The organism is Streptomyces sp. NRRL B-24085, from assembly GCF_001282115.1.
In the GTDB taxonomy this organism is placed as follows: domain Bacteria; phylum Actinomycetota; class Actinomycetes; order Streptomycetales; family Streptomycetaceae; genus Streptomyces.
In genome coordinates this window covers 1-11,910 of sequence record NZ_LJBR01000020.1, presented here as the reverse complement: position 1 = coordinate 11,910, position 11,910 = coordinate 1, and the positions used below count along the sequence as shown (strand labels likewise).

The 11,910-nt window shown below is 70.7% G+C and carries 10 protein-coding genes and 2 tRNA genes; 4 read left to right on the top strand and 8 right to left on the bottom strand.

Translation table 11 applies throughout. The features are described 5' to 3' along the window. The first annotated feature begins 132 nt into the window (after positions 1 to 132). Positions 133 to 1,140 (top strand): hypothetical protein, encoded by a 1,008-nt coding sequence (locus tag AOJ26_RS02450; protein WP_053846478.1) that lies wholly within the window; start codon positions 133 to 135, stop codon positions 1,138 to 1,140. Between the two features lie 72 nt (positions 1,141 to 1,212). On the opposite strand, the gene clpX is transcribed toward AOJ26_RS02450, so the two are convergent. The 5 genes from clpX to AOJ26_RS02425 all read right to left on the bottom strand — a co-directional run bounded on the left by clpX (position 1,213) and on the right by AOJ26_RS02425 (position 5,990). Next, entirely contained in the window at positions 1,213 to 2,499 is a 1,287-nt protein-coding gene (gene clpX, locus AOJ26_RS02445; RefSeq protein WP_053846477.1) for an ATP-dependent Clp protease ATP-binding subunit ClpX, read from the bottom strand. Between the two features lie 160 nt (positions 2,500 to 2,659). Beyond that, on the bottom strand, positions 2,660 to 3,340 hold the full coding sequence (locus tag AOJ26_RS02440) for an ATP-dependent Clp protease proteolytic subunit (protein WP_020136160.1): 681 nt from the start codon (positions 3,338 to 3,340) through the stop codon (positions 2,660 to 2,662). Between the two features lie 70 nt (positions 3,341 to 3,410). Further along, the gene (locus AOJ26_RS02435; protein WP_053846476.1) at positions 3,411 to 4,016 is read right to left on the bottom strand and encodes an ATP-dependent Clp protease proteolytic subunit; all 606 of its coding nucleotides are present in this window, start codon (positions 4,014 to 4,016) and stop codon (positions 3,411 to 3,413) included. A 327-nt stretch (positions 4,017 to 4,343) separates the two neighbouring features. After that, complete coding sequence (tig, locus tag AOJ26_RS02430; RefSeq protein ID WP_053846475.1) at positions 4,344 to 5,732, bottom strand: trigger factor; 1,389 nt, start codon at positions 5,730 to 5,732, stop codon at positions 4,344 to 4,346. Between the two features lie 181 nt (positions 5,733 to 5,913). After that, positions 5,914 to 5,990, bottom strand: a tRNA-Pro gene (locus tag AOJ26_RS02425). 698 nt (positions 5,991 to 6,688) lie between these two features. Between AOJ26_RS02425 and AOJ26_RS02420 the strand changes: the two genes are divergently transcribed. After that, positions 6,689 to 6,759 (top strand) — tRNA-Gly (locus AOJ26_RS02420). 79 nt (positions 6,760 to 6,838) lie between these two features. On the opposite strand, the gene AOJ26_RS02415 is transcribed toward AOJ26_RS02420, so the two are convergent. Then, a complete protein-coding gene (locus tag AOJ26_RS02415; protein WP_007382026.1) occupies positions 6,839 to 7,033 on the bottom strand; it encodes a hypothetical protein in 195 nt (64 codons plus the stop codon). Positions 7,034 to 7,398: 365 nt separating this feature from the next. On the opposite strand from AOJ26_RS02415, the gene AOJ26_RS02410 reads away from it, so the two are divergent. After that, positions 7,399 to 8,517 (top strand): acyltransferase family protein, encoded by a 1,119-nt coding sequence (locus tag AOJ26_RS02410; RefSeq protein WP_053846474.1) that lies wholly within the window; start codon positions 7,399 to 7,401, stop codon positions 8,515 to 8,517. On the opposite strand, the gene AOJ26_RS02405 is transcribed toward AOJ26_RS02410, so the two are convergent. After that, positions 8,514 to 8,972, bottom strand: coding sequence for an HD domain-containing protein (locus tag AOJ26_RS02405; protein WP_053846473.1), 459 nt, complete (start codon positions 8,970 to 8,972; stop codon positions 8,514 to 8,516). The two genes, AOJ26_RS02410 and AOJ26_RS02405, sit on opposite strands and share 4 nt — an antisense overlap. A 353-nt stretch (positions 8,973 to 9,325) precedes the next feature. Then, positions 9,326 to 10,507: a PP2C family protein-serine/threonine phosphatase gene (locus AOJ26_RS02400; protein ID WP_053846472.1), complete on the bottom strand. Its 1,182-nt coding sequence runs from the start codon at positions 10,505 to 10,507 to the stop codon at positions 9,326 to 9,328. Positions 10,508 to 10,676: 169 nt separating this feature from the next. On the opposite strand from AOJ26_RS02400, the gene AOJ26_RS02395 reads away from it, so the two are divergent. After that, on the top strand, positions 10,677 to 11,906 hold the full coding sequence (locus AOJ26_RS02395) for a GNAT family N-acetyltransferase (protein WP_086723887.1): 1,230 nt from the start codon (positions 10,677 to 10,679) through the stop codon (positions 11,904 to 11,906). Positions 11,907 to 11,910 lie beyond the last annotated feature (4 nt).

Here is an 11,910-nt window from a genome sequence, read left to right as displayed (position 1 = left end):
TCAGTTTAGGGGTGTCCCGGGCGTGTCCCGAAACGCGTTTGTTCTGTAACGGTGGGGGCCCCGATGCGGTGTGCCGCCCGAGCCTGGGCCAGGATGTCGGGAACACATAAGCATCTGGAGGGGAACCCAGAGATGAGTCACAACCAGCCGGGCCCGTACGGGCAGCCCCAGCAGCCCGGGCAGCCGCCGCAGCCCGGGCCGTACGGCCAGCCGGGCCCCTACGGCCAGCCCCCGCAGGCGCCCCAGCCCGGCTACGGCTACCCCCAGCAGCCCGCACAGCAGCCTCCGCAGCCGGGGTACGGCTACCCGCAGGAGGGTGCGCAGCAGCCTCCGCAGCCGGGTTACGGCTACCCGCAGCAGGGCGGGGTGCCGCCGCAGGCCCCGCCGCCCTACGGCCAGCCGCAGGCCCCCTACGGCCAGCAGCCGCCGTACGGCCAGGCGCCCTACGGCGTTCCCCAGCCTCCGCCGCCGGGCGGCGGCAACGGCAAGAAGGTCGGCATCGTCATCGGCGCGGTGGCGGTCGTGGCCGCGATCGCGGTCGGCGCGTACCTGGTGATCGCCGGGGGCGGGTCGGGCGGCGGCGGCTCGGACATCGCGGACGACGGGGCGCACAAGCTGACCGCGCCGGCGACCGTCCTCGACGGGGAGTACAAGAAGGGCTCCGACACCGGGGCCGGGGGGATGACCGACGACGACATCAAGGACGCGGAGTCCTGGGGCGTGGACAACCCCAAGGACGTCAGCGCGAGTTACACCGCGGGCTCGGGCCTTACCTCGAAGAACCTGACGTTCGCCGGTGTGTACGGCAGCATCGACGACCCGGAGAAGGTCATCGACTCGATGTTCGGCCAGATGAAGACGGAGGCGTCCAAGAGCTCCAGCGAGGGCGAACTCGTCGGCAGCCCCAAGGCGTTCACGCCCGCCGGTTTCGAGAACGGTGTCCTGAAGTGCCAGGAGATCAAGACCACCGAGTCCGGGCAGACCGTGACGATGCCGTTCTGCATCTGGGCCGATCACAGCACCGTCACCTATGTGCTGTCGTTCGACATCGCCGGCCTGGCGGAGGGCAAGAGCACGTCCATGGAGGAGGCGGCCGAACTGACCGCGAAGCTCCGCAACGACGTGCGCGTGAAGGCCTGACGGACTCCGCCGCCCGAGCACGAGGGGCCCCCGGTCGGTCGACCGGGGGCCCCTTCGATGTATGCGGTGGGCCTACGCCGTCTTCTGCTCGCCCGAACCCCTGCCGCGCGCGTCCCTCGGGATCAGGGTCGGGTTGACGTTGGAGTGGACGACGTCCGCGGTGATGACGACTCGGGCCACGTCCTTGCGGGACGGGATCTCGTACATGACGCCCTGGAGGACCTCTTCCATGATGGCGCGCAGGCCGCGCGCGCCGGTCTGGCGGAGGATGGCCTGGTCGGCGATGGCCTCCAGCGCCTCGCGCTCGAAGTCCAGCTCCACACCGTCGAGTTCGAACAGGCGCTGGTACTGCTTCACCAGCGCGTTGCGCGGCTCGACCAGGATCTGGAGGAGCGCCTCGCGGTCCAGGTTGTGGACCGAGGTGATGACGGGGAGGCGGCCGATGAACTCGGGGATCATGCCGAACTTGACCAGGTCCTCGGGCATGACGTCCTCGAACTGGTCCTTGGCCTCCAGCTCCCGCTTGGAGCGGATCGTCGCTCCGAAGCCGATGCCCTTGGCGCCCGCCCGGGACTCGATGAGCTTCTCCAGACCCGCGAAGGCACCGCCCACGATGAACAGAACGTTCGTCGTGTCGATCTGGATGAACTCCTGGTGCGGGTGCTTGCGTCCGCCCTGCGGCGGCACGGAGGCCGTGGTGCCCTCCAGGATCTTCAGCAGGGCCTGCTGCACGCCCTCGCCGCTCACGTCCCGCGTGATCGACGGGTTTTCACTCTTCCGCGCGACCTTGTCGATCTCGTCGATGTAGATGATCCCGGTCTCGGCCTTCTTGACGTCGTAGTCGGCCGCCTGGATCAGCTTGAGCAGGATGTTCTCGACGTCCTCGCCGACATAGCCCGCCTCGGTGAGCGCCGTCGCGTCGGCGATGGCGAACGGGACGTTCAGCATGCGGGCGAGGGTCTGGGCGAGGAGCGTCTTGCCGGAGCCCGTGGGGCCCAGCAGGAGGATGTTGGACTTCGCCAACTCGATCGCGTCGTCACGGCCGTTGCCGCCGCCGTTCTCGCCGGCCTGGACGCGCTTGTAGTGGTTGTACACCGCCACGGAGAGGGCCTTCTTGGCCGCCTCCTGGCCCACCACGTAGCCCTCCAGGAACTCGTAGATCTCGCGGGGCTTGGGCAGTTCCTCCCAGCGCACCTCGCTCGTCTCGGCGAGCTCCTCCTCGATGATCTCGTTGCAGAGGTCGATGCACTCGTCGCAGATGTACACACCAGGCCCTGCGATGAGCTTCTTGACCTGCTTCTGGCTCTTGCCGCAGAACGAGCACTTGAGCAGATCGCCGCCGTCACCGATGCGTGCCACGGTGTGCTTCCCCTTCGCCTGGGAGACGCCTAGGTCCAGCGGCTCCTGGTGCTGCCTTATGTCCGACGGTACCTTGCCGGGCCCCCCGTTCGGGCCCCCCTTGGCAGGGTTCACTTTGACGTGCGCTGTACCAAGGGGCGGCATATCCTACGGGTCCGCGTCAGCGGACGGCGGCGTTGTTCATCTTCCGGGTGGAGATGATCTGGTCGATCAGGCCGTACGCCAGGGCGTCGTCGGCCGTGAGGATCTTGTCGCGCTCGATGTCCTCGCGGATCTTCTCGATCGGCGTGGTCGAGTGCTTGGCCAGCAGGTCCTCCAGCTGCGCGCGCATCCGGAGGATCTCGTTCGCGGCGATCTCCAGGTCGGAGACCTGACCGCGGCCGGTCTCGCTGTACGGCTGGTGGATCAGCACGCGCGCGTTGGGCAGCGCCATGCGCTTGCCGGGCGTACCGGCGGCCAGCAGGATCGCGGCGGCGGAGGCCGCCTGGCCCATGCAGACCGTCTGGATGTCCGGCTTCACGAACTGCATGGTGTCGTAGATCGCGGTGAGCGCCGTGAAGGAGCCGCCGGGGCTGTTGATGTAGACCGAGATGTCCCGGTCGGGGTCCATCGACTCCAGGCACAGCAGCTGCGCCATGACGTCGTTGGCGGAGGCGTCGTCGATCTGCACGCCGAGGAAGATCACGCGCTCCTCGAACAGCTTCGCGTACGGGTCGTACTCGCGGATGCCCTGCGAGGTGCGCTCGACGAAGCGCGGGATCACATAGCGGGACTCGGCGCGCGGGCCGGTGTACTCGGCCTCGGTGCGGGCGTAGAGGCCGCTGCCGGGGAAGTCGTTCACTGTCTGTCTCCTAGGGGCTTAGGCGGTCGGCTGAGGGGCTGAGCGGGGGTGTGGTGGCCCCGCACGGGGCTCAGGCCCCGGTGCCGCCGCCGCCCGGCATACCGGCGGCCGTGGCGATCACGTCGTCGATGAGGCCGTACTCCTTGGCCTCGAAGGCGTCGAACCAGCGGTCGCGGTCCGAGTCGCGGGTGATCTGCTCGATCGTCTGGCCGGTGTGCTGCGAGGTGAGCTCGGCCATGCGCTTCTTGGTGTGCAGCAGCCGCTCGGCGTGGATCTTGATGTCCGAGGCCGAGCCGGCGAGGCCGGCGGAGGGCTGGTGGATCAGGATCTCGGCGTTGGGCAGAGCGAAGCGCTTGCCCGGCGTGCCCGCGCTGAGCAGGAACTGGCCCATGGAGGCCGCGAGGCCCATGGCGATGGTCACCACGTCGTTCTTGATGTACTGCATGGTGTCGTAGATCGCCATGCCGGCGGTGATCGATCCGCCGGGGCTGTTGATGTAGAGGTAGATGTCCTTGTCCGGGTCGGCGGCAAGGAGCAGAAGCTGTGCGGTGATCTTGTTCGCGATGTCGTCGTCGACCGGCTGGCCGAGGAAGATGATCCGCTCGTTGAGCAGCCGGTTGTAGACATGGTCGCCGAGGCCACCGCCGATGGAAGGCTCGCCGGCGGCGGAGGGCATCAGATTCGTCACGTATCCACCTGCTCGTCTTACGACGGCGCCGGGCCGTCTCACGTGTTCCCGTCCGGGGGCTGGGCAGCTTGCGGGACTTCCCTGCCCTGGTACTCATGGACCCTAACGCGCTGGTCCCCTTGGGGAATCCCGGTAAGGGGGGTGTTCGCCGGGGGCGTAGCGCCGTGGTATCGCCGGGCCGCGGCCGGGCGCGCGCGATCCGTGGCCCGCCGCGCGGCTCACCGCGCTCCCGGGCCGGTCTCGCGGCCGGGTGCCGGAAGGGCCCCGGAGACATGGTCTCCGGGGCCCTTCCTACGACGTGGAGGTGCCGTGGGCTCAGCCCTCGGTCTTCTCCTCGGCCTCGGCCGGGGTCTCCTCGGAGGAGGCCTCGACCGTCTCGGCCGTCTCGTCCTCGTCGTCGTCCAGGTCGACGACCTCGCCGTTGGTGTCCTTGACCGTGGCGGCCTCGACCACGACGGCCAGGGCCTTGCCGCGGGCGACCTCGCCGACGAGGAGCGGAACCTGGCCGCCCTCGACGACCGCCTGGGCGAACTGGTCGGGGGACATGCCGGAGGAGGCCGCGCGGCGCATGAGGTGCTCGGTGAGCTCCTCCTGGTTGACGTTCAGCTTCTCGCGCTTGACGAGCTCGTCGAGCACGAACTGCGTCTTGATGCCCTTGACCGCGGCTTCCTTGGTCTCGGCGTCGAACTCCTCCTCGGTCTTGCCCTGGATCTCCAGGTACTTCGCGAGGTCGAGGCCCATCTGACCGAGCTGGTGGTGCTCCAGGTTGTGCTTGCGGGTGTTGATCTCGTCCTCGAGCAGCTTCTCGGGGACGGGCACCTCGACGAGCTCCAGGAGCTTCTCCAGGACGCGCTCCTGGGCCTGGGTGGCCTGGTCGTACTGCTTCATGTTCTCGAGGCGCTTGCGGCTGTCCGCCCGCAGCTCCTCCAGGGTGTCGAACTCGGAGGCGAGCTGCGCGAACTCGTCGTCCAGCTCGGGCAGTTCGCGGGCGGCGACCTGGGTGACCTTGACGGTGACCTCGGCCTCCTTGCCGGCCGCGGAGCCGCCCTTGAGCTCGGAGGTGAAGGTGGCCTCGCCACCGGCCTCCAGGCCCTTCACGGCGTCGTCGATGCCGTCGAGCAGCTCGCCGGAGCCGATGGTGTAGGAGACGCCGCTCGCGACGCCGTCCTCCAGCACCTCGCCGTCGACCTTGGCCTCCAGGTCGATGGTGACGACGTCGCCGTCCTCGGCGGCACGCTCGACCGGGGACGTCGAGGCGAAGCGCTCACGGAGCTGCTCGACCGACTTCTCGATGTCCTCGTCGGTGACCTCGACGGCGTCGACCTCGACCTCAATGCCGGAGTAGTCCGGGATCTCGATGGACGGGCGGACGTCGACCTCCGCGGTGAAGTTCAGCGTCTCGCCGTCCTTCAGCTCGGTGATGTCGACCTCGGGCTGGCCCAGGACGTCGATCTCGGCCTCGTTGACCGCCTCGGTGTAGAACTTCGGCAGCGCGTCGTTGACGGCCTCCTCCAGCACCGCACCGCGGCCGAACCGCTGGTCGATGACGCGGGCCGGGATCTTGCCCTTCCGGAAGCCCTTCACCGTGACCTGCTGGTTGATCTTCTTGTACGCCGCGTCGAGGCTGTCCTTGAGCTCCTCGAAGGGCACCTCGATGCTGAGCCGAACCCGAGTCGGGTTCAGGGTCTCCACGGCGCTCTTCACGGTTCGGTCTCCTTGTGGCTGACTTCTCGGATTCTGCCGGGGCCAGAACGGCTCCGGCGGATAGCCGCCCGGAGGACTTCTAGTAGGAGAGACACACGGGCGTGCAGCTTGCATAGTAACGGCAGCGGCGACACGCCCCAAAGGCGATCACGGACTCGGGCGCGCGTGCTGATCGCGCAGGTGGTCGGGGTGGCGGGATTTGAACCCACGGCCTTCCGCTCCCAAAGCGGACGCGCTACCAAGCTGCGCCACACCCCGTCTGGTGCGACACGTAGGGTACATGCCCCCAGGCTGCGGGGTTGCCGCATTTCACGAGCCCCGGCCCTCAGTGCCCCGGCGTGCGCCGGGGACACCGCCTTTCCGGGCAGCCACAGGCGTCGGACGGCGAGCGGGCCCGCTGTGCCGCCGGCCCGCGGCACGCCCGGGCACGATGTCCCGCTCGGTCACCGGGCGCGTCGCGTACGGCCGGCCGCCCGGCCCAAGGCGGGAGGGGCGCGGCTCCGGCCACGGAGGCCAGGGGCTCGGTCCCGCGGCCACCGCTCCTCGGGAGCCACCGCGCGATGCGCAGCGCGGCCGCCCGTACCCCGGCCGCGAGGGCCCGGTCGGTGCCCGGCGGCGCACGCCGCAGACGCCGGGCACGCCTCGCCTGCCGGTCCCCGCCGGTGAGGCCCCTTCGCCCCGGCCGGCCGTGCCCGGCCATGCCAGGGGCCGACGGTCCGGGTGAACGCGAGGGCGGGCCGCACCCGGGACGGACCCGGCGGCGGACGGGCGCGGACACCGCTCGGGCTTTCGGGTGCGCGGAGCGTGCGGGGGCCGGGCGGAGGGCCGCACGCGCCCCGGGGATCCCCCGCGAGCCCTCTCCGAGCACCGCGCGGGCGGAAGGGGTGTGCGACGAGGGGTGACGACCCGGTACGATGCTTGCGTGCCGTCGGTCAGCGGACCGCGGCGCGTGCTGTGCGGGCGTAGCTCAATGGTAGAGCCCTAGTCTTCCAAACTAGCTACGCGGGTTCGATTCCCGTCGCCCGCTCCGAGAAGGCCTCCGGCCCGGTCCCTCAGGGGATCGGGCCGGAGGCCTTTCGGTGTGTGCGTCTGCCCCGTGTCCGGGGCTAGAACTGGATCGAGTTGATGGTCTCCGCTATCGAGTCCAGGAAGCGTTGGATGTCGTCGGCCATGCCGGTCGAGGCGAGGAAGAAGCCGAAGAGCACCGCGACTATGGCGGGGCCGGCCTTGATGGAGCCTCCCCGCATCAACACCACCAGGATGATCCCCAACAGCAGCACCACTGACAGCGAAATGGCCACAACTGATCACACCCTCGGTCGGTCCCGCTCTCCCGGCCCGGGGACGCGACCCCGCGACCCCCGCCAGAACCATCGTGCCACCAACGCGGCCCGCATATGCGGCCGGTGAGCCAACGTTTGGCCATGCCGATACACGCGCGGCACCCCCTGGCCGGTTCCTTTCGGTCCACGGTCACCGCGTCCGCACATTCCGTCCGCAGGGAACGCGAAGCACCGGCACAGGTGTGCGAGGAGCGTGACCGTGTGGCTGTTCGGGGGGTTTTATCCCGACAATGTCGGCCTGTTGAGGGTGGCTCAGAAGTGAACAAACGGCAACGAGACAGCCGGTTTCACGGAAACACACAGCCGGGACTAGGGTGCCTCAGATGTTTCCAGCCGCCGCCGACGCCGTACCCCGTCCGCGCTCGCCGCAGGACCCGCCGCCCGCCAAGCAGCGTGACGCCTTCTTCGACAACGCCAAGTACCTGGCGATCGTCCTGGTGGCGGTCGCGCACTCCTGGGAGCCGCTCAAGGGCGACAGCCGAATCCTGGAGGGCGTGTACACGGTGGTGTACTCGTTCCACATGCCGGCGTTCATCATCGTCTCCGGGTTCTTCTCGCGCAGTTTCGACATGCGCCCGGACCGGCTGAAGCGGCTCGTCACCGGCGTCGCCGTGCCGTACGTCGTCTTCGAGACGGCGTACTCCCTCTTCAAGCGCTACGCCGACCACGACCCCGGCATGGAGATCAGCCTCCTGGACCCGTGGTTCCTGACCTGGTTCCTGGTGGCGCTGTTCGTCTGGCGGCTGACCACGCCGGTCTGGAACCTGGTGCGGTGGCCGCTGCCGCTCGCGCTCGGCATCGCCATGCTGGCGTCCGTCACCCCGGACATCGGTGACGACCTGGACCTCCAGCGGGTGTTGCAGTTCCTGCCGTACTTCGTGCTGGGCCTGGTCATGAAGCCGGAGCACTTCCGGATGGTGCGCCGGCGCTCGATGCGGATCGCCGCGGTGCCGGTGTTCGCGGCCGCGCTCGCGGTCGGCTGGTGGGCGGTGCCGCGGATGAACACCGAGTGGTTCTACCACCGCAACGCCGTCCAGGAGATGGGCGCGCCCTGGTGGACGGGGCCCGTCATGGTGCTGGCCATGTTCGGCAGTTCGCTGCTGCTGACGGCCTGCTTCTTCGCCTGGGTGCCGGGCCGGCGGACGTGGTTCACCACGCTCGGCGCGGGCACGCTGTACGGCTATCTGCTGCACGGCTTCCTGATCAAGGGCGCAGGTTTCGCGGGCTGGTTCGACCACGCCTGGCTGCACCGCCCGGCCGGTGAGCTCTTCGTGAGCGCCCTGGCCGCGGCCGCCGTCACCCTGCTGTGCGCCGCGCCGGTGCGCCGGGTCTTCCGGTGCGTGATGGAGCCCGACATGGACTGGGCGTTCAAGAAGGACGCTCCCGACGCGGCCCGCGGGCGCGAGCAGAAGGCGGCTCCCCGCGAGAAGGCCGGCGTCTAGACGGACCGGCCGTCCAGACCGAGCAGCGCGCGCATCCCCGCGTACTTCTCGGTCAGTCGTCTCCGGGTCGCCTCGTCGAGGACGGCCAGGCGTGCGGGGTTCGCGTTGTGCGCCAGGTCGGCCTCCTTCACCAGCAGCGCGCCCGGGGTCGCCAGGATGCGCCCGGCGTACGCCTCGGGCGGCTCCCCGGCCCGTTTGGTGACGGCGCGCACGATGTCCTTCGTACGGCGGCTGAGCGCTGCCTCGTCGAGCCACCGCTCGGTGAGGGCGTCGTCCTCGACGGAGTCGTGCAGCCAGGCCGCCGCGATCTGGTCGTCGTCGCCGCCCCGCGCGCGTACGCCCTCGGCGACGGCCCGCAGGTGTTCGGCGTAGGGGCGGCCGGCCTTGTCGGTCTGGCCCGCGTGTGCGGCGCGGGCGAGGGCCTCGACCTCGGCCAGGGTCAACTCGTCGGTCATTGCTCCAGTGTGTCGCGCCTCGGTGCCGCGCGGGCCGGGGGGCTGCCGCGGTGAGGCCGGGCACGACGGTCGTCGTCCACAGCCCGGTGGCGTGGGTCGCAAGGTCTGCGCGGGCCACGGTCACCGGGGCGAGGCCCGGGCCGTGTCCGTACGTCGCCACGAGGCACGGCAGGGCCGGCAGTCGGCCCTGCCGCAAGTCCGGGTCCTGGACCGCGGCCGGGTCGCGCGGTGAGCCCGTGACGCCCCTGCGCGGTCGATGTGCCCCGGCCGTGACGCCGGGTGCCTCCGGACGTTCTACAGCGCAGTCGGCCGGCGGTCGGACCGGGGTGAACCCCGTCCGCCGCGGCGGACGGCTAGTGCGGGACGGCCTGGGCCGTCGGGCCCTCGCGGCAGATCAGCAGCAGCGCCCGGTCGTCGTTGACGTCCTTCGCGACCGCCTCGATCAGGTGCCAGGCGGCGCCGTGGAAACCGCCGGCCACATACCGGTCGGCCTCCCCCGTCAGCCGGTCGATGCCCTCGACTATGTCGCGGTCGGAGGTCTCCACCAGACCGTCGGTGAAGAGCATCAGGACGTCGCCGGGCCGCAGCGAGCCCTTCACGGGGTCGAACTGGGCGCCGTCGTAGACGCCGAGGAGCGGCCCCTCCGCGGCCTTCTCCTCCCAGCGGCCGCTGCCGGAGCTGAGCTGGAGCCCCGGCGGGTGGCCGGCTGAGTAGAGCTCGTAGTCCCCGGAGTCCAGGTCCAGGACCAGGTGGATGGAGGTCGCGAAGCCCTCGTCCCAGTCCTGGCGCAGCAGATAGCCGTTCGCGGCGGGCAGGAAGGCATGCGGGGGCAGCGAACCGAGCAGACCGCCGAACGCCCCGGACAGCAGCAGGGCGCGCGATCCCGCGTCCATACCCTTGCCGGAGACGTCCGTGAGGACGACCTCCAGCGTCCGGCCGCCGTTGGTACGGGCCGCGACAACGAAGTCACCGGAGAAGGACTGGCCGCCCGCGGGACGCAGCGCCATCTCCCGGTGCCAGCCGTGCGGCAGGTGCGGCAGCTTGCTCTGGACCCGGATGCGTTCGCGCAGGTCGAACAGCATGGTGCCGCCGCGCCGCCAGGGCACCCCGACCCGGCTGCGGAACTGGGCGATCAGCAGGCCGAAGAACCCGCAGGCGGCCACGACCAGGACCACGCCCGGGGTGACCCGGGACGGTCCCTCGGTGTACGGGCCCAGCTGCACCGACTCCACGATCAGCGCGGTCGCCGCGGCCGCGTACAGGCCGAGCAGGCTCGCCGGGCGCAGCAGCAGACCGCCGGCGACGATGGGGAGGACCAGTGCGGCCGGTGAGCACCACACCGAGTTCATCAGGGTCACGGCCGCGATCACCGGGACGGTCATGAGCAGGCCCGCCAGCGCGACCCAGTCCGAGCCGTCGCCACGGAAGTAGTCCACGGCGCTTCTGCGCAGGCCGACGCGGACCCGGTGCCACTGCATCCTCAACCGGGCCGTGAACGTCTCGGCTTCCGCGCGCCGCTCTCGTCCTGCTGCCATTAGTTCGGGACCTTATCCGTCGAACCCCCTGCTTGGCACAGGAGGTACGACTTGTCCCCCGTGTGAGGTCCAACTTCACAGCCGTTCAAGGGCCGTGCCCGCGCCGGCTCACGACGGGCCCGGGCGTAATTCCCTCGCCCGTCCCGCGGTGCCCTGGTAGGCATGGTTCATGGGGACTGACTTGCGGGTGCTTCGGCAGGACGACTGGGACGAGTGGTACGGCAGCCTGATCCGCGCCTTCGGCGGGGTTCCGGAGTCGGCCGAGGAGCGGGAGCTGTGGCGTGAGCTCACCGAGCACGAGCGCTCCATCGGCGTCTGGGACGACGGGCGGTGCGTGGGCACCGCGGGGGCGTTCAGCTTCCGGGTGACCGTGCCCGGCGGGGCCGCCGTGCCCGCGGCCGGCGTCACCATGGTCGGCGTGGCCGGCACGCACCGGCGGCGCGGGCTACTGACCTCGATGATGCGCCGGCAACTGGACGACGTGCGCTCCTGGGGCGAGCCGCTGGCCGTGCTCACCGCCTCCGAACCGGCGATCTACGGCCGCTTCGGGTACGGCGTGGGCACCTACCACCTCAACGCCGACATCGACACGACCCGGGTGCGGCTGTCCCTGCCGCCCGGTACCGACGACGTACGGCTGCGCTACGCGGCGCCCGCCGACGTGCTCGACGCGTGCGAGGCGGTGTACGCCCGGCTCGTGCCCCTGCGGCCCGGGATGGTCGCCCGGGCCCCGGGCTGGGAGCGGGTGGGGCTGCTCGACCCGGAGAGCGACCGGGGCGGTGCCTCTCCGTTGCAGTGCGTGGTCGCCGAGCGGGACGGCGAGGTCGTGGGCTTCGCGCGGTACCGGGTCAAGGCGGACTGGGAGCCGGCCGGGCCCAAGGGCACGGTGGTGCTCTCCGACCTGGAGGCGCTGGATCCGGCCGTCCACGGCGCGCTGTGGCGGTTCCTGTTCGACCTCGACCTCACCTCGCGCATCGACGCCCGGCGGCGGCCGGTCGACGAGGCCTGGCAGTACCTCGTCTCCGACGTACGGCGCTGCTCCCCGCTGGTGCGCGACTCGCTGCACGTACGGCTGGTGGACGTGGGTGCCGCGCTGGAGGCGCGGACCTACCAGACGCCGGTGGACGTGGTGCTGGACGTCGAGGACGCCTTCTGCCCCTGGAACAGCGGGCGTTGGCGGCTCAGCGGGGACCCGAAGGGCGCCTCGTGCGAGCGTACGACGGACCCGGCCGATCTCGCCCTGTCCGTACGGGAGTTGGGCGCGGCCTACCTCGGTGGGGTGAGCCTCGCCGCGCTGGCGGGGGCCGGGCTGGTGCGGGAGGTGCGGCAGGGGGCGCTGGCCGAGGCGGCGGTGGGCTTCGGGTCGGCGGTGGCGCCCTGGCTGCCGCACGGCTTCTAGGGCC

Bases quoted from the DNA above. Each gene is read 5' to 3' on its own strand.
- AOJ26_RS02450 (WP_053846478.1), top strand. From the start codon at position 133: ATGAGTCACAACCAGCCGGGCCCGTACGGGCAGCCCCAGCAGCCCGGG.
- AOJ26_RS02435 (WP_053846476.1), bottom strand. From the start codon at position 4,016: ATGCCCTCCGCCGCCGGCGAGCCTTCCATCGGCGGTGGCCTCGGCGAC.
- AOJ26_RS02410 (WP_053846474.1), top strand. From the start codon at position 7,399: ATGTTTCCAGCCGCCGCCGACGCCGTACCCCGTCCGCGCTCGCCGCAG.
- AOJ26_RS02405 (WP_053846473.1), bottom strand. From the start codon at position 8,972: ATGACCGACGAGTTGACCCTGGCCGAGGTCGAGGCCCTCGCCCGCGCC.
- AOJ26_RS02400 (WP_053846472.1), bottom strand. From the start codon at position 10,507: ATGGCAGCAGGACGAGAGCGGCGCGCGGAAGCCGAGACGTTCACGGCC.
- AOJ26_RS02395 (WP_086723887.1), top strand. From the start codon at position 10,677: ATGGGGACTGACTTGCGGGTGCTTCGGCAGGACGACTGGGACGAGTGG.